This window comes from Pseudomonas farsensis, assembly GCF_014268805.2.
In the GTDB taxonomy this organism is placed as follows: domain Bacteria; phylum Pseudomonadota; class Gammaproteobacteria; order Pseudomonadales; family Pseudomonadaceae; genus Aquipseudomonas; species Aquipseudomonas farsensis.
The window spans coordinates 499,039-521,856 of the sequence record NZ_JABWRF020000002.1; the positions used below are offsets into that span (position 1 = coordinate 499,039).

Here is a 22,818-nt window from a genome sequence, read left to right on the forward strand (position 1 = left end):
CCATGGGCCTGCATCTTAACGAAGGTGGCGACGACCTCGCCGAAAACCACGAAATCAACGTTACGCCGTTCATCGACGTAATGCTGGTGCTGCTGATCATCTTCATGGTCGCCGCTCCCTTGGCCACGGTCGACATCAAGGTCGACCTGCCCGCCTCCACTGCCAAGCCTGCGCCAAGGCCGGAAAAACCGGTGTTCGTCAGCGTCAAGGCCGACAAGAAGCTGTACGTCGGCGATGACCAGGTGGCGCAGCCTGAACAGCTGGGCGCCTTGCTCGATGCCAAGACCAAGGGCGACAAGGAAACCACCATTTTCTTCCAGGCTGACAAAGGCGTCGATTACGGCGACCTGATGGAAGTCATGAACACCATGCGCGCCGCCGGTTACCTCAAGGTCGGCCTGGTCGGCCTCGAGACGGCAGCCAAGAAATGACGAAAACGCGCTCGAACATGGCGCGCTATGGCACCAGCCTGGCCATCGTGCTGGGCGTGCATGTGGTCGCCGTGGTGCTGACGCTCAACTGGTCGGTGCCGCAGGCCATCGAACTGCCGCCGGCAGCGATGATGGTCGAGATGGCGCCATTGCCGGAGCCGGCACCGCCACCACCGCCCAAAGTTGCGCCAAAACCGCCAACCCCGGTCGAGGAGCCGCCACTGCCCAAGCTTGTGGAAGCGCCGAAGCCGAAAATCGCCATGCCCAAGCCGCCAAAGCCCAAGCCCAAACCGCAGCCGCCCAAGCCTGAGAAAAAGCCTGAGCCGCCCAAGGATGAGCCGCCGGCCGAGGAACAAGTGGCCGATACTCCGCCAAGCACCGCGCCGCCGAAAAAATCGGCAGCACCGGCACCGAGCATCGCCTCCAACAGCAATGCCCTGCCGAGCTGGCAGAGCGATTTGCTGCGCCACCTGGCCAAGTACAAGAAGTACCCGGAGGACGCGCGTCGTCGCGGGCTGCAGGGCATCAACCGCCTGCGCTTCGTGGTCGATGCCGACGGCAAGGTGTTGTCGTTCTCGCTCGCCGGAGGCTCTGGCAGCGCTGCGCTGGACCGCGCCACGCTGGAGATGATCCGCCGTGCAGGCACAGTGCCCAAGCCCCCGGCAGAGCTGTTGAACAACGGCACCATCGAAGTGGTTGCGCCGTTCGTGTACTCGCTGGACCGACGCTGACGTTTTGTTTCTGTCACAAAACGGCAAGTCTGATAACGTGCGTCTATCAATTGCAGCCGCTATGCTGGGGCCGCAACTTCATGGACGCACGTTATGACCCTCACCGAACTCCGCTACATCGTCACCCTTGCCCAGGAGCAGCACTTTGGCCACGCCGCCGAGCGTTGCCATGTCAGCCAGCCCACCCTGTCGGTTGGCGTGAAAAAGCTCGAGGACGAACTGGGCGTGCTGATTTTCGAGCGCAGCAAGAGCGCGGTACGCCTCACGCCAGTTGGCGAGGGTATCGTGGCCCAGGCGCAAAAAGTGCTCGAACAGGCCCAGGGCATTCGCGAACTGGCCCAGGCCGGCAAGAACCAGCTCACGGCCCCGCTCAAGGTCGGCGCCATCTATACCGTCGGCCCGTACCTGTTCCCGCACCTCATCCCGCAACTGCACCGCGTAGCGCCGCAGATGCCGCTGTACATCGAAGAAAACTTCACCCATGTGCTGCGCGAAAAACTGCGCAACGGTGAGCTCGATGCGGTGATCATCGCCCTGCCCTTCAACGAAGCCGACGTGCTGACGTTGCCGCTGTACGATGAGCCGTTCTGCGCGCTGATGCCCGCCGACCACCCATGGACCGCCAAAAAAACCATCGACCCCGCGCTGCTCAATGACAAGAGCCTGCTGCTGCTCGGCGAAGGCCACTGCTTCCGTGACCAGGTGCTCGAAGCCTGCCCGACGCTGACCAAGGGCGGCGAAGGGGCCAAGCACACCACGGTCGAGTCCAGCTCGCTGGAAACCATCCGCCATATGGTCGCCTCGGGCCTGGGCGTGTCGATCCTGCCGTTGTCGGCAGTCCACAGCCATCACTACGCACCGGGCATCATCGAAGTCCGCCCGCTGACGGCGCCCGCGCCGTTCCGTACCGTCGCCATCGCCTGGCGTGCAAGCTTCCCGCGGCCAAAGGCCATCGAGATCCTCGCTGACTCGATCCGCCTCTGCTCGGTAGCCAAGCCGCCCGTGGAAGAACCGGCCTGAATCATGACCGAGCTGTCGAAGGTTTCGGTCACGGCGCTCAAGGGCGTTGGTGATGCCATGGCGGAAAAGCTCGCCAAGGTCGGCCTGGAGAACCTGCAGGATGTGCTGTTCCACCTGCCCCTGCGCTACCAGGACCGCACTCGCGTGGTGCCCATCGGCCAGTTGCGCCCTGGGCAGGACGCGGTCATCGAAGGCGTGGTCAGCGGCGCTGACGTAACCATGGGCAAGCGCCGCAGCCTGGTGGTGCGCCTGGGCGACGGCACCGGCGTGCTGAGCCTGCGCTTCTACCACTTCAGCAATGCGCAAAAAGAAGGCCTCAAGCGCGGCACGCACCTGCGCTGCTATGGCGAGGCGCGCCCCGGCGCCTCTGGGCTGGAGATCTACCACCCGGAATACCGCGCGCTCAATGGCGACGAGCCGGCGCCGCCGGTCGAGCAAACGCTGACGCCGATCTACCCGAGCACCGAAGGCCTCACCCAGCAGCGCCTGCGCCAGTTGTGCCAGCAGAGCCTGGGCATGCTCGGCCCGCGCAGCCTGCCGGACTGGCTACCAGACGAGCTGGCCCGCGATTACCAGTTGGCACCGCTGGACGATGCCATCCGCTACCTGCACAACCCGCCCGCCGATGCCGACGTCGACGAACTTGCCGAAGGCCATCACTGGGCCCAGCACCGCCTGGCATTCGAAGAACTGCTCACCCACCAGCTGTCGCAGCAACGCCTGCGCGAGAGCCAGCGTGCCCTGCGCGCGCCGGTGCTGCCCAAGGCCACCCGCTTGCCGGCGCAATACCTGGCCAACCTGGGGTTCCAGCCGACCGGCGCGCAACAGCGGGTCGGCAACGAAATTGCCTACGACCTGAGCCAGCCCGAGCCGATGATGCGCCTGGTGCAGGGCGATGTTGGCGCCGGCAAGACCGTGGTCGCCGCGCTGGCTGCCTTGCAGGCGCTGGAGGCCGGTTACCAGGTGGCGTTGATGGCGCCCACCGAGATTCTCGCCGAGCAACACTACATCACCTTCAAGCGCTGGCTGGAGCCGCTGGGCATCGAAGTCGCCTGGTTGGCCGGCAAACTCAAGGGCAAGGCGCGGGCCAGCGCCCTGGAGCAAATCGCCGGGGGCGCCCCGATGGTGGTCGGCACCCATGCGTTGTTCCAGGACGAAGTGCAGTTCAAGCACCTGGCCCTGGCGATCATCGACGAACAACACCGCTTCGGCGTGCAGCAGCGCCTGGCGCTGCGTAAAAAAGGCGTGATGGGCCAGCTGTGCCCGCACCAGTTGATCATGACCGCCACCCCGATCCCGCGCACGCTAGCCATGAGTGCCTACGCCGACCTCGACACCTCGGTGCTCGACGAACTGCCGCCAGGCCGGACCCCGGTCAATACCGTGCTGGTGGCTGACAGCCGGCGCTTCGAAGTGGTCGAGCGGGTGCGCGCCGCCTGTGCCGAAGGGCGCCAGGCCTATTGGGTGTGCACACTCATCGAGGAGTCCGAGGAGCTCACCTGCCAGGCGGCCGAAAGCACCTTCGAAGACCTCGGCAGTGCCTTGGGCGAACTGCGCGTGGGGTTGATCCACGGGCGCATGAAGCCTGCCGAAAAAGCCGCGGTGATGGCCGAATTCAAGGCCGGCAACCTGCAACTGCTGGTGGCCACCACCGTCATCGAAGTGGGCGTCGATGTCCCCAACGCCAGCCTGATGATCATCGAGAACCCCGAACGCCTGGGCCTGGCACAGTTGCACCAGTTGCGGGGCCGGGTGGGCCGGGGCAGTGCGGCGAGCCATTGCGTGCTGCTGTATCACCCGCCGCTGTCGCAGATTGGCCGCGAACGGCTGGGCATCATGCGCGAAACCAACGACGGTTTCGTCATCGCCGAAAAGGACCTCGAACTGCGCGGCCCCGGTGAGATGCTCGGGACCCGGCAAACCGGTTTGCTACAGTTCAAGGTCGCGGACCTGATGCGCGATGCCGACTTGCTGCCGGCAGTGCGTGATGCCGCCCAGGCTCTGTTGGCTCGCTGGCCGGGCCACGTCAGCCCGCTGCTCGACCGGTGGCTGCGCCATGGCCAGCAATATGGCCAGGTGTGACGCCGGTCTCGTTATCGATCCAGCTTGCCAGACAGGCTGGTTATACTTCGCGTTTACAAGAATGAATGGATACAGACCATGACTGAAGTTGCCCTCGACACCGCAACCCCACACGCACCGTCTGTCATCCGGCTGTTGCTCGAAAAACTGGGCGTTGCCTTTGTCGAGGTGCCGGAATATGCCGACCTGCCCGCTGCGTCGCGGGTCCAGGCCATCCTCCTCGATGACGAAGTGGGCGCGCTGATGGTGCTGTTCCCGCAGAGCAAACTGCTGGACCTGGACCGCCTCCACGAGCTGACCGGTCGCAAACTCACGGCAGTACCGCTGCCGCGCTTGAAGAGCATGCTCGACAAGCACCAACTCAAGACCTTGCCGGCGATTCCGGCATTGACCAGCTCCCCGTGCCAGTACGAAGCCAAGCTGTTGGACAACGATTATGTGTTGATCCAGTCGGGTGAAAGCGGCCTGCTGCTGAAAATCGGCCGTGACGACTTCAAGCGCATGCTCAGCAAAGCCAGCGCCGGCACGTTCGGCTTGGCGGTGCGCGATATCCGCCCCAACCTGGATCGCCCAGCCGATGACTCCAAGGAGATCATCACCGCGGTCGGTGCCTTCACTGCCCGGCGCATCCAGAAGCGCCTCGAAGAAACCATCGAGATCCCGCCGCTGGCCGATACCGCGCAAAAAATCATCAAGCTGCGGGTCGACCCCAACGCCAGCATCGACGACATCACCGGCGTGGTCGAAACCGACCCGGCCCTGGCGGCGCAGGTGGTCAGTTGGGCCGCATCGCCGTACTACGCCTCGCCCGGCAAGATTCGCTCGGTGGAAGACGCCATCGTGCGCGTGCTGGGCTTCGACCTGGTGATCAACCTGGCGCTGGGCCTGGCGCTGGGCAAGACCCTGAGCCTGCCCAAGGACAACCCACAACAGGCCACGCCGTACTGGCAACAATCCATCTACACCGCCGCGGTCATCGAGGGCCTGACCCGCGCCATGCCGCGCGCAGAGCGCCCCGAGGCTGGCCTGACCTACCTCGCCGGGCTGCTGCACAACTTCGGCTACCTGCTGCTGGCCCATGTGTTCCCGCCGCACTTCTCGCTGATCTGCCGGCACCTGGAGGTCAACCCGCACCTGTGCCACAGCTATGTCGAAACGCACCTGCTGGGCATCAGCCGCGAGCAGATCGGCGCCTGGCTGATGAAGCTGTGGGACATGCCTGACGAGTTGTCCACCGCGCTGCGCTTCCAGCACGACCCGGCTTATGAAGGCGAATACTCGGCGTACCCCAACCTGGTCTGCCTGGCGGTGCGCCTGCTGCGCTCGCGCGGCATTGGTTCAGGGCCGGTGGAAGAGATTCCGGATGCCCTGCTCGAGCGCCTGGGGTTGACCCGTGGCAAGGCTGAAGAAGTGGTCAACAAGGTGCTGGAGGCCGAAGCGCTGTTGCGTGAGCTGGCCTCGCAGTTCCAGGCGCCGCACTGACGGCGTTTTTTGCATGAGGCTGATAGTTGGGGCCGCTGCGCGCCCCATCGCGGCGCAAGGCCGCTCCTACAGAAAGCATGAACGCTGCCTTTGTGGGAGATCACCCAGCCCTTCCGGGCTGCGCTGTCGCGCAGAGAACTGGGCACCGTGGGAGCGGGCTTGCCCCGCGATGCGATGTTGGCAGTGCTATCGCTATCGCGGGGCAAGCCCGCTCCCACGTTATCCATGTAAATCAGATAGTTAGCGTTTGTTCTATGAGAGCGGGCTTGCCCCGCGATAGCGAGCGCTCAAAGGGCTGCCGTTACGCGCTCAACCCTTCTTCTTTCTCGGTTTCAGGTACTTCATCAAGCCCTGGAACCAGATCACCAGCGCCGGGTTGCCCTTGATCTGGATGCTCTTGTCCTGAATGCCCTGCATGAACGCCAACTGCTTGTTGCCCGCCTGCAGGGTGGCGAAGCCGTAGGCGGCGTCCTTGAAGGCAATGGCGAACGCAGGCTGCGGGTGCATGCCACCTTTGCTGCTGATGCGCTGATCCTTCACCGTGAAATGCCGGGCGATCTTGCCGTCGAGGGTCTGCATCTGGAACACCAGGTCTTTGCCCTGCAACTGCTGCTCGAACGCCGGGTTTTTGCGGCTGGCCCTGGCCATCAACAGCCCCAAAGCCCAAAGAAGAAAGCGGAACTTCATCAACGCGCCTCGATTAAAAAGTGACCGAAGCGCGGAGTTTATCCGCTAATTGGGCCAATAAAGCAATTTCGCTACATTTCCCTACACAAACACAACGGGCGCCCTCAGGCGCCCGTTCGTTCAACCGCAGAGACGGGACGGTTATTTTTTCTTCGCAGGCTTGGCCGGTACGTTGACGCTGTCGCGCAGGTTTTTACCGGGCTTGAAAGCCACCGTGTTGCTGGCCTTGATCTTCACCGGCTCGCCGGTTTGCGGGTTCTTGCCGGTGCGGGCGCCACGGTGGCGTTTTTCGAAGGTGCCGAAACCAACCAGCGTGACGGTGTCCTTGTCGAGCGCCCCGGTAATGCTGTCGAGAATCGCGTTGAGGACCTGGTTGGCCTTGTCTTTGGTCAGATCGGCTTTTTCGGCGATGACAGCGGCGAGTTCTGGTTTACGCATAGTGAAGCCTCTTTGGACGGAATTTTTGTTGTTATGCCGTGCTGCTGAAGGGGAACAGCGTTCAAGGCGCCGCAGGCTCTAGGCTGCGGCAGACGCCAGTGAGAATGGCACGCCCTCCGGGGGCGCGCCAGTACCGCAGAGGCCATTGTCGCGGCCAGAACAGGACAAAACCGACAGACAGCCCGCTATTTACGCCATAAGCGCGGGTAGCTGGCGATTCAGGGCGAGTTTCTCCATTACTGCCTCGCCCGTCAGGGCGTAACCCAGCAACTGGCCATCGGCGCCGTGGCACAGCACTTTGAGGTCCGCCCCGCTGCCTTCAACCTGCCAGGTTCCATCCAGGCCCATGGGCACGGGCGAAACCACCAGCGGGCATGCCGGGGTTTTTACCGTGACCGGCATCGGGCCGTAGCTCACAGCGGTGGGGTTGCCCGCCAAGGTTTGCGCCAGCGCGCGGGCGCAGGTCATCAGCGGCATTACGTAGAGCAGGTTGATGCCATCGACTTCGGCGCAATCGCCCAAGGCGAAAATATCGGCGTGCGAGGTGCGCAGGTGGCGGTCGACCACCACGCCACGGTTGGTCTGCAAGCCGGCAGCGGCGGCAAGGTCGGTGCGCGGGCGCAAGCCGATGGCCGAAACCACCAGGTCGCAGGCGATCACCTGGCCGTCAGACAGGTGCGCCTCTAGCCCGCTCGCGGCCTTGTGTAGCCGCGTGAGCACCGGCCCCAGATGAAACCGCACACCCAGCGCCTCAAGCCCCGCCTGCACAGCCGCCGCCGCAGCCGGGTGCAGCAAGGTCGGCATGACGTGCTCGCAGGGCGCGACCACGTCGCACTCGAAGCCGCCCAGGGCCATGTCGTTGGCGAATTCGCAGCCGATCAGCCCTGCGCCCAGGATGAGCACCCGGCGCTTGCCGGCGGCGGCGGCGCGAAAGCGCGCGTAGTCCTCAAGGTCGTTGATCGGGAACACCCATTCGCGCGCATCACCCTCGATCGGCACCTGCACGGTTTGCGCGCCGCATGCCAGCACCAGGTCGCGGTATTCGACCGCTTCCTCGCCGACCCACAGGCGCTTGTGGCCGGGGTCGATGCCACTGATGCGGGTGTGGGTGCGGATCTGGGCCTTGAGCTGCTCGGCCATGGCACCGGGTTCGGCCATGCACAGGCCATCGGCGTCCTTTTGCTTGGCAAAACCGGTGGAGAGCATGGGCTTGGAGTAGGAACGGCCGTCGTCAGCAGTCATCAGCAGCAGCGGGGTTTCGCTGTCGAGCTTGCGAAACTCGCGGGCCAGGTTATAGCCGGCAAGGCCGGTGCCGATGATCACCACAGGGGACGTCATGTCGTGCTTTCCTCGTTCAGTGCAGGGGTGTGATCAGCCGATGGCGATCATTTCGAAATCGCTCTTGCCGACGCCGCAGTCCGGGCACAGCCAGTCTTCTGGTACGTCTTCCCAGCGGGTGCCGGGGGCGATGCCGTCATCGGGCCAGCCTTCGGCTTCGTCGTAGATCAGGCCACAGACAATACATTGCCACTTTTTCATCAGGGGGGTCCTCGGTCAGGCAGGGTTCATGTTGCGGCTGATGGCCTCATCGCGGGGCAAGCCCGCTCCCACGCAGCGCAGCCTGCAAGGGCTGGGTGATTTCCCACGCTCAATGCTTTCTGCGTGGGCGCAGCGATGAGGCAACCGCGCAATCTCGTCGGGGCTTTGTACTGTATGCAGGCCGCCGGGGCAATCATGCTAAGCTCGCCGCCTCTCTGGCAGTAACAAGCATACCGACGTGCCGTACGAAACCCCGCAAGCAGCCGCTGTCGCGTGGCTGGCGTATCCGCAGCTGGCGAGCCACCTCGACCAGCACACTCTCGGCTGGCTGTTCGACGAAGGTTCCCTGACCCGTCGGCTCACCGCCCTGTCCCATGACCATTTCAGCGTGACGCCCCTGTTCGAGGGCTGGCAGCCACTGCGCGACGACGAATGCGCAGCGCTGGGCCTGGCGCCTGGGGAGGAAGGCTGGGTACGCGAGGTGTACCTGCGCGGCCACGGCCAGCCTTGGGTATTTGCCCGCAGTGTGGCCGGGCGCAGTGTGCTGCAACGCGGCGGCCTCGACCTCGAAACCTTGGGCAGCCGGTCGCTGGGCGAGCTGCTGTTCTGCGACCAGGCGTTCGTCCGGCACCCGCTCGAAGCTTGCGCTTATCCTCAGGCATGGCTGCCAGCCGGCAGCGCCCACGCAGGCCTGTGGGGGCGCCGCTCGCGCTTTGAACGTGGCGGGCTCGACCTGCTGGTCGCCGAGGTGTTTCTGCCGGCGCTGTGGCAGGCGGACAAGGAGGATAACCGCTGATGTACGTGCAACTGCTCAAGTCGCTCAACCGCCTGCACCCGCGTGCCTGGGACTTCGTCCAGTTGAGCCGCATGGACCGCCCGATCGGCATCTACCTGCTGCTGTGGCCAACGCTTTCAGCGGTGTGGATTGCCGGCAACGGCTCGCCGACGCTGGCCAACGTGCTGATTTTTGGCTTGGGCGTGGTGCTGATGCGCGCCGCAGGCTGCTGCATCAATGACTACGCCGATCGCAAGGTCGACGGCCACGTCAAGCGGACCGCCGACCGGCCATTGGCCAGCGGCCGGGTCAAACCCCGTGAGGCACTGGCGCTGTTCGCCGTGCTGGTGGCGGTGAGCTTTGTGCTGGTGCTATGCACCAATGCAGCCACAGTGTGGCTGTCATTCGGCGCGGTGGCGCTGGCGTTCTGCTACCCGTTCATGAAGCGCTACACCTATTACCCGCAGGTGGTGCTGGGCGCTGCGTATTCGTGGGGTATTCCGATGGCCTTCACGGCGGCCGGCGGCACAGTGGTGGCCAGCGCCTGGCTGCTGTACATCGCCAACCTGCTGTGGACGGTGGGTTATGACACCTACTACGCCATGGTCGACCGCGATGACGACCTGAAAATCGGGGTCAAGTCGACGGCAATTCTGTTCGGTGAGGCGGACCGGGTGATCATCCTGACCTTGCAGATGCTGTCGTTGGGCTGCCTGCTGCTGGCCGGCAACCGCTTCGAGCTGGGCGGCTGGTTCCACCTGGGCCTGCTGGGGGCGGCGGCGTGCTTTGCCTGGGAGTTCTGGTCGACGCGCAAGCTGGACCGCGAATCATGCTTCAAGGCCTTCCTGCACAACCACTGGGCGGGGATGTTGGTGTTTATCGGTGTGGTGGTGGATTACGCGCTGCGCTGAGGCCTGCAAGGGCCTCAGCGCAGGCTGTCGCCAGCTCCCACAAAAATCAAAAGCAACGCCGCTCCTGGTGGGAGATTCTATGGTTTTGTACAAGCCTGCTCCCGCCAGACATATCCTGGTGGCGAGCGGGCTTGCCCCGCGTTGGGCTGCGTAGCAGCCCCTTGGGTTTTCAGGGCTGCTGCGCAGCCCAACGCGGGACAAGCCCGCTCGCCACAACTCTCTGTCATTTCCCACAGGATTGGGTCCAACCAGCAATATTGCGGTTGAACATGGCCTCTGTGGGAGCTGGCGACAGCCTGCGATTGCGGTATCAAGGCTTGGCGACGTGCCAGACGTCCTTCATGCCGTCCCCGGTCATGTCGCCGGCTTTCTTGTCCTTGACGAAGGTGTACAGTGGCTTGCCGTCGTAGGCCCATTGCATCGAGCCGTCGTCGCGTTTGATCTGGGTCCACTTGCCTTCGGCCTTGTCGCCGGCGCTGGCTTTGAGCGGCGGCCAGTTGCTTGCGCAGGCGTCATTGCACATGGACTTGCCGCCGGTGTCCTTGTCGAAGGTGTACAAGGCCATGCCGGCATGATCAACCAGCATGCCGCCCTTCTCCATCGCGGGTTGCGCCAACGCCACCCCTGGCACTGCGAATGTTGCGATAAGGGCCATCCAGCTCAGCGTATGTCGTGTCATTGGATTCACCATGGTATTCGGGGCTTTTTTGGGGGGTGCTGCACCGCCCGGGCGGCCCCTTCAAGCCTAGTCCAGTCATGAAATGTCGCCACGACCGCCCATGCTCTGTCACACAGCTGCAATAATTCCGTTATCTAATGCGGGCCAAGACATCGTTCCCGGGAGAGGTAATTGAGCATGGTTGGCAGAAACATTCTGATCGTCGACGACGAAGCGCCTATCCGCGAGATGATCGCCGTTGCGTTGGAAATGGCCGGCTATGACTGCCTGGAGGCCGAAAACACGCAGCAGGCCCACGCCATCATCGTTGACCGCAAGCCCGACCTGATCCTGCTCGACTGGATGCTGCCGGGCACCTCGGGTATCGAGCTGGCCCGGCGCCTGAAGCGCGATGAGCTGACCGGCGGCATTCCGATCATCATGCTCACCGCCAAGGGCGAAGAGGACAACAAGATCCAGGGCCTGGAAGTCGGCGCCGACGACTACATCACCAAGCCATTCTCGCCCCGTGAGCTGGTCGCGCGCCTGAAAGCCGTATTGCGCCGCGCCGGGCCTAGCGACAGCGAAGCGCCGATCGAAGTGGGCGGCCTGCTGCTTGACCCGATCAGCCACCGCGTGACCATCGATGGCAAGCCTGCCGAAATGGGCCCCACCGAATACCGCCTGCTGCAATTCTTCATGACCCACCAGGAGCGCGCCTACACCCGTGGCCAGTTGCTCGACCAGGTGTGGGGCGGCAACGTGTATGTCGAGGAGCGTACGGTCGATGTGCACATTCGCCGGCTGCGCAAGGCGCTGGGTGAAGCCTACGAAAATCTGGTACAAACCGTGCGCGGCACCGGCTATCGCTTCTCTACCAAGAGCTGAGAAACGCAGCGGCAAGCCGGCAGCGTCAGGCCGGAACATGGACTAGAAGCATCACCGATCCGCTTCGACTTGCAGCGTGTAGCGCGCAACTTGCAGCGGGATCCGAAGGATCCGCAAATTGAACCAGAACTGGCACGCAACCCTGATTCGTCATCTGTTGTTGCTGATCACTGTCTGCCTGGTCGGCGGGCTGATCAGCGGTTACTACGGCTGGAGCCTGGCTATCGGCCTGGCGCTGTACCTGGGCTGGACCCTCAAGCAACTGCTGCGCCTGCACGACTGGCTGCGCAACCACCAACCCGACGAGGCACCGCCAGACGGTTATGGCCTGTGGGGCGAAGTCTTTGACAGCATCTACCACCTGCAACGCCGCGACCTGCGGGTGCGCGGGCGCCTGCAAGCGGTGATCGACCGGGTGCAGGAGTCCACCGCTGCGCTGCGCGATGCGGTGATCATGCTCGACAGCGACGGCAACCTTGAATGGTGGAACCGCGCCGCTGAAACCCTGCTTGGCTTCAAGACCCCGCAGGACGGCGGCCAGCCTGTGACCAACCTGGTGCGCCACCCGCGTTTCAAGGAGTATTTCGACGCCGGAAACTACCTCGAACCGCTGGAAATCCCCTCCCCGATCAACGACCGGCTGCGCGTGCAGTTGCACATCACCCGCTACGGCAACAGCGAGCACCTGATGCTGGTGCGCGACGTCACCCGCATTCACCAGCTCGAACAAATGCGCAAAGACTTCGTCGCCAACGTGTCCCACGAGCTGCGCACACCGCTGACAGTGATCACCGGCTACCTGGAAACGCTGCTCGATAACGTCGAGGACGTGAACCCGCGCTGGAGCCGCGCCTTGCAACAGATGAGCGCACAAGGTTCGCGCATGCAGACGCTGCTCAACGACTTGCTGCTGCTGGCCAAGCTCGAAGCCACGGACTATCCGTCGGACAACCAGCCGGTCAGTGTCGATGCCCTGCTTGGCACCATCAAGCATGACGCCGAGGCGCTGTCCGGGCCGCGCAACCAGCGCATCACCCTGGAAGCAGCCCCGGGCATTCGCCTCAAAGGCAGCGAGTCCGAGCTGCGCAGCGCGTTTTCCAACCTGGTGTTCAACGCCGTCAAATACACCCAGGACGCCGGTAGCATCCGCATTCGCTGGTGGGCCGACGAACAGGGTGCGCACCTGAGCGTGCAGGACTCAGGCGTAGGCATCGACGCCAAGCATCTGCCGCGCCTCACCGAGCGTTTCTACCGGGTCGATTCCAGCCGTGCGTCCAATACTGGTGGCACCGGGCTGGGGCTGGCGATCGTCAAGCATGTGCTGATGCGCCACCGTGGCAAGCTTGAGATCAGCAGCGTGCCGGGGCATGGCAGTACCTTTACCTGCCACTTTGCGCCGGTGCAGATCGCCAGCCAAGGGTAACGGCGTATTTCTCTGCGGCCCTTTGCTTTTGCCCCATCAGCCGCTACATTGGATCCCCTGTGCCAGCCATCGCTGGCACTTTTTTTCTTCCTATTTCTAAAGACGGACCCAGTAAAAACCCCATCATGGACCCTTCCCCTGGTATCAGCCTCACCTCGTTATTCGCCGATTTCGGCATGATTCTTTTCGCCCTTTTCCTGGTGCTGCTCAACGGTTTCTTCGTTGCTGCCGAGTTCGCCATGGTCAAGCTGCGCTCCACCCGCGTCGACTCCATCGCCGAGCTGCACGGCTGGCGGGGCAGCATTCTGCGCAAGGTGCACAACCAGCTCGACGCCTACCTGTCGGCCTGCCAGCTGGGTATCACCCTGGCGTCGCTGGGCCTGGGCTGGGTCGGTGAACCGGCGTTCGCCCACCTGCTCGAGCCGCTGCTGGCGTATTTCGGCGTCGACTCGCCCGAGCTGATCAAGGGCGTCTCGTTCTTCGTCGCATTCTTCGTCATTTCCTACCTGCACATCGTGGTCGGTGAGCTGGCGCCCAAGTCGTGGGCCATCCGCAAGCCCGAGCTGCTGTCGCTGTGGACCGCGGTGCCGCTGTACCTGTTCTACTGGGCCATGTACCCGGCCATCTACCTGCTCAACGCCAGCGCCAACACCATCCTGCGCATTGCTGGCCAGGGCGAGCCTGGCCCGCACCATGAGCACCACTACAGCCGCGAAGAGCTCAAGCTGATCCTGCACTCCAGCCGTGGCCAGGACCCAAGCGACCAAGGCATGCGTGTGCTGGCCTCGGCGGTGGAAATGGGCGAACTGGAGGTGGTCGACTGGGCCAACTCGCGCGAAGACATGGTCAGCATCGACGCCAACGCGCCGCTCAAGCAGATCCTCGCGATGTTCCGCCGCCACAAGTTCAGCCGCTACCCGGTGTATGACGCCGAGCGTGAAGAATTCACCGGCCTGCTGCACATCAAGGACCTGCTGTTGGAGCTGGCCGAGCTGGACCACCTGCCCGAAACCATCGACCTGGAAGACCTCGCCCGCCCGCTGGAACGCGTATCGCGGCACATGCCGTTGTCGCAGTTGCTGGAGCAGTTCCGCAAGGGTGGCGCGCACTTCGTGCTGGTTGAAGAAGCCGATGGCAAGGTGATCGGCTACCTGACCATGGAAGACGTGCTGGAAGTGCTGGTGGGCGATATCCAGGACGAACATCGCAAGACCGAGCGCGGCATCCTCGCCTACCAGCCCGGCAAGCTGCTGGTACGCGGTGATACGCCACTGTTCAAGATCGAGCGCCTGCTGGGTGTCGACCTTGACCACATCGAGGCCGAAACCTTGGCCGGGCTGGTCTACGAGACGCTCAAGCGCGTGCCCGAAGAAGAGACCGTGCTGGAGGTCGAAGGCCTGCGCATCATCATCAAGAAGATGAAAGGGCCGAAGATCGTGCTGGCCAAGGTGCTCAAGCTCGACTGACGGCTTACGGGTTGCCGGCAGTGAAGTCCGGCATGCCGTTGATTGGCCGGTCGAACTGATACGGGATCGACTCCAGCGCCAGCCCCACGTTGCGCTGCACCACGAAGTGCAGGTGGGGCCCGGTGCTGTTGCCGGTGTTGCCCGACTTGGCCAGCGCCTGCCCCACCAGCACCTGCTGCCCCTCCGCCACCACCACCGAACCGCGCATCAGGTGCAGGTACACGCCCATGGTGCCGTCGGGGTGGAGAATGCGCACGAAGTTGCCTGAAGGGTTGGTGCCACGCCCGCTTTGGCGGTTCTCGACCTTGACCACCATGCCGCCACGCGCTGCGATGATCGGCGTGCCTTCGGGCATGGCGATATCGATGGCGTAGCGGCCCCTGGCACCGAAGTGGCTGACCCGCCCGTTGGGCCCCTGGCTGATACGAAACGGCCCGCCCTTCCACGGGAACGGGTAGCGGTAGCCTTGGGCACGCTGCACCGGGTCGCCCATGGCGTAGCGAAACTTGCTGTTGTACTTCAGCGCCCCGCCGGGGGCCGCCAGTACCGCGCTCAGCACCAGCGTCGAACGCGGCGCCAGCACCCGCCGCACCACGCGTGGGGCGTTGCCGCCGAAGGCGTTGGCCAGGCCATCGACTCGCAGTTCGACCTCCATCGGCACGTACAGCTCGTTGCGCGCGATGAACCTCACCCCACCGGGAAACGCTTCGGTTTGCAGGCGTACTTTGCTGTCGATGCGCTCGACCATCGCTTCGCGGTAGACGAACGCCTTGGCACCGGGGCTTGGGGTATCGGAGTAGGAGGCCACCCCGTAGTTGTCGGTGGTGGTGTAGATGGTCATGCCATGGCTGGACGCCGAGGCCGTGAACAGCGCACAGAACAGCAGCAGGCGGGCGGCAGGCATGATGGTGGCCATTTGACAGGGGCGACCTGTCTGAGCCTAGCAGCCGGTTTCAGGAGAGGGGTGGCAGTTGGTCGGGTGATGGGCCTGCACTGGCCTCATCGCAGGCTGGCGCCAGCTTCCCACAAAGACCGCGCCCAGCCGCAACATGGCTGGTTGGACCCAATCCTGTGGGAAATGACAGAGCGTCGTGGCGAGCGGGCTTGTCCCGCGTTGGGCTGCGCAGCAGCCCTTGGGGTTTTCAGGGCTGCTGCGCAGCCCAACGCGGGACAAGCCCGCTCGCCACAAAGGAGCTCGCTACATGGAGATATGTCTGGCGGGAACAGGTTTGTACAAAACCATGGACTCTAGCAACGGCCCTGTGGGTGCGGCCTTAGCCGCCACCACAAACGCTTACGCCCCAGGCGTGAAGTGCTTCTGCGCCGTACCGCGGGCAATCAACCGCGACAGGTAATCGAGCTTCTGCGCATCCTGGTCGACGAACTTGAAGGTTACTTGCAGCCAGTCGCTGTCAGGCTTGGCTTCAACCGCTGCAATGGCATGCAGATAGCCGTTCAGGCGCGCTGTTTCGGCGTTGTCGCCCTGCTCCAGGTCCAGCACCGCACCTTCGAGCACCTGCGGCAGGTTGGCGCCACGGCGTACCACCAGCAAGGCTTCCTTCAGGCTCAAGGCCTTGATCACACACGGCTGTGGGCCACTGGCCAGGCGCAGTTGGCCTTGGCCACGGCCAGCCGGAGCGGCCGCACTTGAAGGCCGTGGGGTCGGGGCGTTGATCAATGGCTTGGCAGCCGCAGGCGCAGCAGCGGCAACCGGCGCGGCCACTTTGGCGGCTTCGGTGCGGCCACCGGTCAGGGCGCTGAGCGAGTCATTGGCAAACGCCGAGTTGACCCGCGCCTGCGCGCCGGCCATCAGGCTGTCGAGCTTGCCGATCTTGGTCAGGGATTTTTTCACCTTGGTCAGCAGCTGTTCGTTGGTGAACGGCTTGCCAACGAAGTCGGAGACGCCGGCCTGGATGGCCTGGATCACGTTCTCCTTGTCACCACGGCTGGTCACCATGATGAACTGCATGGTTTTCATTTCTTCCTGCTGACGGCACCAGCTCAGCAGTTCGAGGCCGGACATTTCCGGCATCTCCCAGTCGCACAGGACCAGGTCGAAACGCTCCTTGGCAAGCAGCGCCATGGCTTTGCGGCCATTGACTGCATCTTCGATAACCATGCCAGGGAACGCGTTGCGCAGGCACTTCTTTACCAGGTCGCGGATGAACGGGGCATCGTCCACGACCAGCACATTGACTTTACTCATCGATACTCCTCTTAATCCCGACTAGCATACCGCCGACTGATGGCAATTTGCCAAACCACTGGTCACGCCGGGACTTTCACTGTCGTTCGCGGGTGCCTGCTGGTGCTCGACCACAAACGAAAACGCCCGGCAGAAGCCGGGCGTGATGCTCGGGAGCAATCTTATTTATCGTCCGGTTCAGCCGGAACATTAGCTATTTCGGCCTCTTCCTGCTCCGCGCCTTTAACCTCGGCCGCCATGCGCTTCAGGCCCATGTGCCGCACGTCGGTGCCGCGTACCAGGTAGATCACCAGCGCCGCGATATTGCGCGCGTGGTCGCCGATCCGCTCAAGCGAGCGCAGCGCCCAGATGACGCTGAGTACACGCGAGATCGAGCGTGGGTCTTCCATCATGTAGGTGACCAGCTCGCGCAGCGCGGTCTTGTACTCGCGGTCGATGGTCTTGTCGTACTGGGCCACCGACAGCGCCAGGTCGGCGTCAAAGCGGGCGAAGGCGTCGAGCGCGTCACGCACCATGTTGCGTACCTGGTCGCCAATGTGGCGTACCTCGACATAGCCGCGTGGCGACTCGCCTTCTTCGCACAGTTGAATGGCGCGGCGGGCGATCTTGGTGGACTCGTCGCCGATGCGCTCCAGGTCGATCACCGACTTGGAAATGCTGATGATCAGGCGCAGGTCGGAGGCCGCAGGCTGGCGACGGGCCAGAATGCGCACGCATTCTTCGTCGATGTTGCGCTCCATCTGGTTGATCTGTTCGTCAACCTCACGCACCTGCTGGGCAAGGCCCGAGTCGGCCTCGATCAGCGCGGTGACGGCGTCGTTGACCTGCTTCTCGACCAGCCCGCCCATCGCCAGCAAGTGGCTGCGCACCTCTTCAAGCTCGGCGTTGAACTGCTGGGAGATGTGGTGGGTAAGGCTTTCTTTGTTGATCATGCTTTCGCTCCGCGAAGAAGCTGCAAGCCTCTAGCTGCACGCTTCAAGTAGTTCGTGTCATTCCCTGGCCGCCTGCTCTTGCAGCTTGCCGCTTCAAGCGTGCAGCTGCGCCAAAGGCGCCCTAGCCGTAACGACCGGTAATGTAGTCTTCGGTCTGCTTCTTCGACGGGTTGGTGAACAGGGTGTCGGTATCACCAAACTCGATCAGTTTGCCCATGTACATGAACGCGGTGTAGTCCGAAACACGGGCTGCCTGCTGCATGTTGTGGGTAACGATGACGATGGTGTACTTGGACTTGAGTTCGTAGATCAGCTCTTCGACCTTCAGCGTGGAGATCGGGTCGAGTGCCGAGCACGGTTCGTCGAGCAGCAGCACTTCGGGCTCGACGGCAATGGTACGGGCAATCACCAGACGTTGCTGCTGGCCACCGGAAAGGCCCAGCGCCGACTCATGCAGGCGGTCCTTGACCTCGTCCCACAGCGCGGCACCCTTGAGCGCCCACTCAACGGCTTCGTCGAGGGTGCGCTTCTTGTTGATGCCCTGGATACGCAGGCCGTAGACCACGTTCTCGTAGATGGTCTTGGGGAACGGGTTGGGCTTCTGGAACACCATGCCCACGCGGCGGCGCAGTTCGGCAACGTCCTCGCCCTTGCGGTAGATGTTGTTGCCGTACAGGTTGATGGCGCCTTCCACGCGGCAGCCGTCGACCAGGTCGTTCATGCGGTTGAAGGTGCGCAGCAGGGTCGACTTGCCGCAGCCGGACGGGCCGATGAAGGCCGTGACGCGCTGCTTGGGGATGTTCATCTGCACATCGAACAGCGCCTGCTTGTCGCCGTAGAACAGCGAAAGGCCAGGCACTTCGATGGCCACGGTTTCTTCGGCCAGGCGCAGGCTCTGTTTGTCGCGGCCCAGGGCCGACATGTCGATGGCGTGGGTATGGCTGTCGTGTTGCATGTTCTCACTCCGTTGAAGCTGCAAGCTTCAAGCTGCTATCTGCAAGTTGGGGCAAAAGCGGCAATCTGCTCAAGGCTTGCCGCTTATGGCTTGGGCTTAACTGTCGAGGGCCTTGTACTTCTCGCGCAGGTGGTTACGGATCCACACCGCCGAGAGGTTGAGGGTGGCGATTACCAGCACCAGCAGCAACGCGGTGGCGTACACCAGCGGCCGCGCGGCCTCGACGTTGGGGCTCTGGAAGCCGACGTCGTAGATATGGAAGCCCAGGTGCATGATTTTCTGGTCAAGGTGCAGGTACGGGTAGTTGCCATCCACTGGCAGCGACGGCGCCAGCTTGACCACACCCACCAGCATCAGCGGGGCCACTTCGCCGGCAGCGCGGGCCACGGCCAGAATCATCCCGGTCATCATCGCCGGGCTTGCCATCGGCAGCACGATCTTCCACAGCGTCTCGGCCTTGGTTGCACCCAGCGCCAGCGAGCCTTCACGCACCGTGCGTGGAATGCGCGCCAGGCCTTCTTCGGTGGCCACGATCACCACCGGCACCGCCAGCAGCGCCAGGGTCAGCGAGGCCCACAGCAGGCCCGGCGTACCAAGGGTGGGCGCCGGCAGCGACTCGGGGAAGAACAGCCGGTCGATGGAACCACCCAGCACATAGACGAAGAAGCCCAGGCCGAACACGCCGTAGACGATGGCCGGAACCCCCGCCAGGTTGTTCACCGCAATACGGATCAGGCGGGTTACCGGGCCTTGGCGTGCGTATTCACGCAGGTACACTGCCGCCAGCACACCGAACGGGGTCACGATCACGGCCATGATCAGGGTCATCATCACCGTGCCGAAAATGGCCGGGAAGATACCGCCTTCGGTGTTGGCTTCACGCGGGTCATCGCTGAGGAATTCCCACACCTTGCCGAAGTAGCTGCCCATCTTGGTCATGGCGGACATGCCGTTGGGCTGGATCGCGTGGACCACCTTGCTCAGGTTGATCTCGACTTCGCGGCCGTTGCCATCGCGGGCCACCAGGCTGTCGCGGGCAAACGCCTGGTGCAGGCCGGTGAGGCGCTCTTCGATGGCCTTGTAGCGGTTGTTCAGCTCGGCACGCTCAGCGTCCATGTCAGCCTGGGCAGCGGCGTCGAGCTTGCCTTGCAGCTCCAGCTTGCGGCTTTGCAGGCGCAGGCGTTCGAGGCCATGGTTGATGGCACCGATGTCCTTCTTCTCAAGCTTGACCAGTTGGTCGTTGAGGTCGCTGGCACGCTTGAGGCGTACCTGCAGTTCGTTCCAGGCCTCGGGGCCTTGAGCGACCACGCGGCCCTCTTCCTTGACGCTGACCAGGTAGCCGTAGAAGTTGCCCCACTCGCGGCGCTCCAGGGCCATCAGGTCGGCCGGACGTTGCTGGTCCACCAGCCACTCGCCGACCACCCAGGTGAAGTCGCTGCCGTTGAGGTCGCGGTTACCGACCTTGATCAGCTCGCGGGTCATGAACTCAGGGCCCTGGTCAGGCACCGGCAAGCCGGCGCCCTTGAGGCGTTCACGCGGGACTTCTTCTTTCTGTACCACTTCACCGACGATCACATGGTCGCCTTGGCCCGGCACCTTGTAGGTGGCCTGGATCAGGTCAGCCGGCCAGAAGTGGCCCAGGCCACGTACGGCGATCACGGACAACAGGCCAATGGTCATGATGACCGCGATTGCCACCGCGCCACCGCTGATCCAGACGCCGGGGGCGCCGCTCTTGAACCAGCCTTTGAGGGAATCCTTTTTCACGGATCTCTACCTTTCTATCAAAGCGACGAGTATTTCTTGCGCAGGCGCTGGCGAATCAGCTCGGCCAAGGTGTTCATGATGAACGTGAACATCAGCAGCACGAGTGCGGCGAGGAACAGCACACGGTAGTGGCTGCCACCGACCTCAGATTCAGGCATTTCCACGGCCACGTTGGCGGCCAGGGTGCGCATGCCCTCGAACAGGTTCATTTCCATTACCGGGGTGTTGCCGGTAGCCATCAGCACGATCATGGTCTCGCCCACCGCCCGGCCCATGCCGATCATCAAGGCCGAGAAGATACCCGGGCTTGCGGTGAGGATGACCACGCGGGTCAGGGTCTGCCATGGCGTCGCACCCAGGGCCAGCGAGCCCAGGGTGAGGCTGCGTGGCACGCTGAACACAGCGTCTTCGGCGATGGAGTAGATGTTCGGGATGACCGCAAAGCCCATGGCGATACCCACTACCAGGGCGTTGCGCTGGTCGTAGGTGATACCCAGGTCGTTGCTGATCCACAGGCGCATGTCGCCGCCGAAGAACCAGCTTTCCATGAACGGGCTCATGAACAGTGCGAACCAGCCAATGGCCAGAATCACCGGGATCAGGATGGCCGCTTCCCAGCCATCTGGAACGCGCAGGCGGATCGACTCCGGCAGGCGGCTCCAGGCAAAGCCTGCAACCAGAATGCCCAGGGGCAGGATCATCAGCAGGCTGAACACGCCCGGCAGATGACCTTCAAGGTACGGCGCCAGGAACAGGCCGGCGAAGAAGCCGAGGATCACCGTCGGCATCGCCTCCATCAACTCGATCACCGGCTTGACCTTGCGGCGCATGCCAGGTGCCATGAAGTAGGCGGTGTAGATGGCTGCGGCAATCGCCAGCGGTGCGGCCAGAATCATCGCGTAGAACGCGGCCTTGAGCGTACCGAATGTCAGTGGCGAGAGGCTCAGCTTGGGCTCGAAGTCGGTGTTCGAGGCGGTCGACTGCCAGACGTACTTCGGCTCGTCGTAGTTCTCGTACCAGACCTTGCCCCACAGCGCGCTGAACGACACTTCAGGGTGCGGGTTGCGCAGGCTCAGCGGCAGCAGCTTGCCGCCTTCTTCGATGATGATGCGGTTGGCACGTGGCGACAGGGCTAGAATGCCTGCGCCTTCAGCAACCGGCTCAACCAGCAGGGTGCGGTGTGCGGTGCTGTGGAACACGCCAAGCTTGCCTTCGCTGTCCAGGGCAATGAAGCCCTTGCGGCGTTCTTCGGCGTCGATCTGCACCACAGGCGCCTTGCCCAGCTGGAAGCTGCGGATCAGCTTCAAGCGCGACTCACCGTCCGGGTCGCGGGCCATGAACCACTGGCTCAGGCCGCCCTTGGAGTCACCGAAGATCAGCGAGATGCCGCCCACCAGCTGCCCGCTGGCGGTAATTTCGGCGTTGCCGTCTTCAAGCAGCTTGTAGCGGCCATTGAGGCTCTTTTCGCGCAGGCTGAACACATCGGCAGTGGCGCGGCCGTTGACCACGTACAGCCACTGCTGGCGCGGGTCGATGAAGATGTTCTTCACCGTCTCGGTCATCTGCGGCAAGGCAATGCGGTTCTGCTCGGTGGTGACCTCGCCGGTCATCATGTTCTCGGTGCGTGCAAGCTCCATAACCTGCAGTTGCGCACCGGTGGAGCCGGCCAGCAGCAGGGTTTCGCCATTGACGTTGACGGCTACATGCTCCAGCGGGCGGCCTTGATCATCCAAGGTGAACGCGCCCTGACCATAGGGGTAGTCGATACCTGCCTCGATGGTCTTCTTGTTGTCCGGGTAGGTGATCTTGTAGCTGTGGTGGAACACGAGCGCCTGGCCGTTGGACAGGCCCAGCACCACCAGCGGGCTGCCCGGCTGGTCGCTGCCGATCGAGCTGACCTGGGTGCCGGCTGGCAGCGGCAGGTCGACGCGCTTGAGTTCGTTACCGGTCTTGGTATCGAAGAACAGCGCCTGGCCCTTGTCGGAAACGCGCATGCCCACAAGGTTTTGCTCCTCGAGGGCGATCATCAGCGGCTTGCCGGCATCCTGTTGCAGCCAGGTGGGTTCCAGCGCCTTCTTGCTGGTCAGTTCGGCGCCCTGGAACAGCGGCAGCACCACGTAGGCCAGGTAGAAGAAGATCAGCGTAATGGCAGCCAGCACGGCCAGCCCGCCCACCAGTACATACCAGCGGGTCAGGCGGTCCTTGAGGGCGCGCATACGGCGCTTGCGTTGCAACTCGGGCGTATTGAAATCAATACGCAGCGGCGGAGAATTTTGGGTCATGGTGGAGTTGGCCAGATCATTCATGCGCACACCCTAGCGGTCCCGTATGACAAAAACATGACAGTGCAGTGACGCAAAAAAGCCCGCCGCTCAGGAGCCCTGGCTGCGGACTGACGAATTCGTGGGGAAAGGCCGGCGCATGGGC

At 63.4% G+C, this 22,818-nt stretch carries 21 protein-coding genes; 10 read left to right on the plus strand and 11 right to left on the minus strand.

Annotated elements, in window-relative coordinates:
• Positions 1–2: 2 nt before the first annotated feature.
• The 5 genes from exbD to HU719_RS11655 all read left to right on the plus strand — a co-directional run bounded on the left by exbD (position 3) and on the right by HU719_RS11655 (position 5,746).
• On the plus strand, positions 3–431 hold the full coding sequence (exbD, locus tag HU719_RS11635; RefSeq protein ID WP_186536820.1) for a TonB system transport protein ExbD: 429 nt from the start codon (positions 3–5) through the stop codon (positions 429–431).
• A complete protein-coding gene (locus HU719_RS11640; protein WP_186523100.1) occupies positions 428–1,162 on the plus strand; it encodes an energy transducer TonB in 735 nt (244 codons plus the stop codon). Before exbD ends, HU719_RS11640 begins: the two co-directional genes overlap by 4 nt.
• A 93-nt stretch (positions 1,163–1,255) precedes the next feature.
• Positions 1,256–2,182 carry a hydrogen peroxide-inducible genes activator gene (locus HU719_RS11645; RefSeq protein ID WP_186523097.1) on the plus strand — a complete coding sequence of 309 codons (927 nt, stop codon included), beginning with the start codon at positions 1,256–1,258 and terminating at the stop codon, positions 2,180–2,182.
• Positions 2,183–2,185: 3 nt separating this feature from the next.
• On the plus strand, positions 2,186–4,264 hold the full coding sequence (gene recG / locus HU719_RS11650; RefSeq protein ID WP_186523095.1) for an ATP-dependent DNA helicase RecG: 2,079 nt from the start codon (positions 2,186–2,188) through the stop codon (positions 4,262–4,264).
• 78 nt (positions 4,265–4,342) lie between these two features.
• The gene (locus tag HU719_RS11655) at positions 4,343–5,746 is read left to right on the plus strand and encodes an aminoacyl-tRNA deacylase and HDOD domain-containing protein (protein WP_186523093.1); all 1,404 of its coding nucleotides are present in this window, start codon (positions 4,343–4,345) and stop codon (positions 5,744–5,746) included.
• A gap of 309 nt (positions 5,747–6,055) precedes the next feature.
• Here the strand turns inward: HU719_RS11655 and HU719_RS11660 are convergent, their stop codons facing one another.
• The 4 genes from HU719_RS11660 to HU719_RS11675 form a co-directional block, all read right to left on the minus strand.
• Positions 6,056–6,433, minus strand: coding sequence for a helicase (locus tag HU719_RS11660; protein ID WP_186523091.1), 378 nt, complete (start codon positions 6,431–6,433; stop codon positions 6,056–6,058).
• Between the two features lie 141 nt (positions 6,434–6,574).
• Entirely contained in the window at positions 6,575–6,871 is a 297-nt protein-coding gene (locus tag HU719_RS11665) for an HU family DNA-binding protein (RefSeq protein ID WP_186523089.1), read from the minus strand.
• Between the two features lie 189 nt (positions 6,872–7,060).
• Entirely contained in the window at positions 7,061–8,209 is a 1,149-nt protein-coding gene (locus tag HU719_RS11670; RefSeq protein WP_186523087.1) for an NAD(P)/FAD-dependent oxidoreductase, read from the minus strand.
• Positions 8,210–8,242: 33 nt separating this feature from the next.
• A complete protein-coding gene (locus tag HU719_RS11675; RefSeq protein ID WP_011536423.1) occupies positions 8,243–8,410 on the minus strand; it encodes a rubredoxin in 168 nt (55 codons plus the stop codon).
• A 238-nt stretch (positions 8,411–8,648) separates the two neighbouring features.
• Here HU719_RS11675 and HU719_RS11680 point away from each other — a divergent pair, with 238 nt between their 5' ends.
• Positions 8,649–9,206 (plus strand): chorismate lyase, encoded by a 558-nt coding sequence (locus HU719_RS11680; RefSeq protein ID WP_186523084.1) that lies wholly within the window; start codon positions 8,649–8,651, stop codon positions 9,204–9,206.
• A complete protein-coding gene (ubiA, locus tag HU719_RS11685) occupies positions 9,206–10,096 on the plus strand; it encodes a 4-hydroxybenzoate octaprenyltransferase (protein ID WP_186537481.1) in 891 nt (296 codons plus the stop codon). The genes HU719_RS11680 and ubiA overlap by 1 nt, the downstream gene beginning before the upstream one ends.
• 310 nt (positions 10,097–10,406) lie before the next feature.
• Here the strand turns inward: ubiA and HU719_RS11690 are convergent, their stop codons facing one another.
• Positions 10,407–10,775 carry a COG4315 family predicted lipoprotein gene (locus tag HU719_RS11690; RefSeq protein WP_186535175.1) on the minus strand — a complete coding sequence of 123 codons (369 nt, stop codon included), beginning with the start codon at positions 10,773–10,775 and terminating at the stop codon, positions 10,407–10,409.
• Between the two features lie 177 nt (positions 10,776–10,952).
• On the opposite strand from HU719_RS11690, the gene phoB reads away from it, so the two are divergent.
• From phoB to HU719_RS11705, 3 genes are all read left to right on the plus strand, one after another.
• A complete protein-coding gene (gene phoB, locus HU719_RS11695; protein WP_186518688.1) occupies positions 10,953–11,642 on the plus strand; it encodes a phosphate regulon transcriptional regulator PhoB in 690 nt (229 codons plus the stop codon).
• 118 nt (positions 11,643–11,760) lie between these two features.
• Complete coding sequence (gene phoR, locus HU719_RS11700; RefSeq protein WP_186535177.1) at positions 11,761–13,065, plus strand: phosphate regulon sensor histidine kinase PhoR; 1,305 nt, start codon at positions 11,761–11,763, stop codon at positions 13,063–13,065.
• Between the two features lie 125 nt (positions 13,066–13,190).
• Positions 13,191–14,531 (plus strand): hemolysin family protein, encoded by a 1,341-nt coding sequence (locus HU719_RS11705; protein WP_186518684.1) that lies wholly within the window; start codon positions 13,191–13,193, stop codon positions 14,529–14,531.
• 4 nt (positions 14,532–14,535) lie between these two features.
• On the opposite strand, the gene HU719_RS11710 is transcribed toward HU719_RS11705, so the two are convergent.
• The 6 genes from HU719_RS11710 to HU719_RS11735 form a co-directional block, all read right to left on the minus strand.
• The gene (locus HU719_RS11710; RefSeq protein WP_186535228.1) at positions 14,536–15,435 is read right to left on the minus strand and encodes a peptidoglycan DD-metalloendopeptidase family protein; all 900 of its coding nucleotides are present in this window, start codon (positions 15,433–15,435) and stop codon (positions 14,536–14,538) included.
• A 390-nt stretch (positions 15,436–15,825) separates the two neighbouring features.
• Positions 15,826–16,737, minus strand: a complete 912-nt coding sequence (locus tag HU719_RS11715; RefSeq protein WP_186518682.1) for a response regulator — start codon at positions 16,735–16,737, stop codon at positions 15,826–15,828.
• A 161-nt stretch (positions 16,738–16,898) separates the two neighbouring features.
• Complete coding sequence (phoU, locus tag HU719_RS11720; RefSeq protein WP_186518680.1) at positions 16,899–17,669, minus strand: phosphate signaling complex protein PhoU; 771 nt, start codon at positions 17,667–17,669, stop codon at positions 16,899–16,901.
• A 121-nt stretch (positions 17,670–17,790) separates the two neighbouring features.
• A complete protein-coding gene (gene pstB / locus HU719_RS11725) occupies positions 17,791–18,624 on the minus strand; it encodes a phosphate ABC transporter ATP-binding protein PstB (protein ID WP_186518678.1) in 834 nt (277 codons plus the stop codon).
• A gap of 96 nt (positions 18,625–18,720) precedes the next feature.
• Complete coding sequence (gene pstA, locus HU719_RS11730) at positions 18,721–20,391, minus strand: phosphate ABC transporter permease PstA (protein ID WP_186518675.1); 1,671 nt, start codon at positions 20,389–20,391, stop codon at positions 18,721–18,723.
• A 17-nt stretch (positions 20,392–20,408) separates the two neighbouring features.
• The gene (locus HU719_RS11735) at positions 20,409–22,697 is read right to left on the minus strand and encodes an ABC transporter permease family protein (protein WP_186535185.1); all 2,289 of its coding nucleotides are present in this window, start codon (positions 22,695–22,697) and stop codon (positions 20,409–20,411) included.
• Positions 22,698–22,818 lie beyond the last annotated feature (121 nt).

Excerpts from the sequence above, each read along its gene's own strand:
- exbD (WP_186536820.1), top strand. The coding sequence starts at position 3 with ATGGGCCTGCATCTTAACGAAGGTGGCGACGACCTCGCCGAAAACCAC.
- HU719_RS11640 (WP_186523100.1), top strand. The coding sequence starts at position 428 with ATGACGAAAACGCGCTCGAACATGGCGCGCTATGGCACCAGCCTGGCC.
- HU719_RS11645 (WP_186523097.1), top strand. The coding sequence starts at position 1,256 with ATGACCCTCACCGAACTCCGCTACATCGTCACCCTTGCCCAGGAGCAG.
- recG (WP_186523095.1), top strand. The coding sequence starts at position 2,186 with ATGACCGAGCTGTCGAAGGTTTCGGTCACGGCGCTCAAGGGCGTTGGT.
- HU719_RS11655 (WP_186523093.1), top strand. The coding sequence starts at position 4,343 with ATGACTGAAGTTGCCCTCGACACCGCAACCCCACACGCACCGTCTGTC.
- HU719_RS11660 (WP_186523091.1), bottom strand. The coding sequence starts at position 6,433 with ATGAAGTTCCGCTTTCTTCTTTGGGCTTTGGGGCTGTTGATGGCCAGG.
- HU719_RS11665 (WP_186523089.1), bottom strand. The coding sequence starts at position 6,871 with ATGCGTAAACCAGAACTCGCCGCTGTCATCGCCGAAAAAGCCGATCTG.
- HU719_RS11670 (WP_186523087.1), bottom strand. The coding sequence starts at position 8,209 with ATGACGTCCCCTGTGGTGATCATCGGCACCGGCCTTGCCGGCTATAAC.
- HU719_RS11675 (WP_011536423.1), bottom strand. The coding sequence starts at position 8,410 with ATGAAAAAGTGGCAATGTATTGTCTGTGGCCTGATCTACGACGAAGCC.
- ubiA (WP_186537481.1), top strand. The coding sequence starts at position 9,206 with ATGTACGTGCAACTGCTCAAGTCGCTCAACCGCCTGCACCCGCGTGCC.
- HU719_RS11690 (WP_186535175.1), bottom strand. The coding sequence starts at position 10,775 with ATGACACGACATACGCTGAGCTGGATGGCCCTTATCGCAACATTCGCA.
- phoB (WP_186518688.1), top strand. The coding sequence starts at position 10,953 with ATGGTTGGCAGAAACATTCTGATCGTCGACGACGAAGCGCCTATCCGC.
- HU719_RS11705 (WP_186518684.1), top strand. The coding sequence starts at position 13,191 with ATGGACCCTTCCCCTGGTATCAGCCTCACCTCGTTATTCGCCGATTTC.
- HU719_RS11710 (WP_186535228.1), bottom strand. The coding sequence starts at position 15,435 with ATGCCTGCCGCCCGCCTGCTGCTGTTCTGTGCGCTGTTCACGGCCTCG.
- HU719_RS11715 (WP_186518682.1), bottom strand. The coding sequence starts at position 16,737 with ATGAGTAAAGTCAATGTGCTGGTCGTGGACGATGCCCCGTTCATCCGC.
- phoU (WP_186518680.1), bottom strand. The coding sequence starts at position 17,669 with ATGATCAACAAAGAAAGCCTTACCCACCACATCTCCCAGCAGTTCAAC.
- pstB (WP_186518678.1), bottom strand. The coding sequence starts at position 18,624 with ATGCAACACGACAGCCATACCCACGCCATCGACATGTCGGCCCTGGGC.
- HU719_RS11735 (WP_186535185.1), bottom strand. The coding sequence starts at position 22,697 with ATGAATGATCTGGCCAACTCCACCATGACCCAAAATTCTCCGCCGCTG.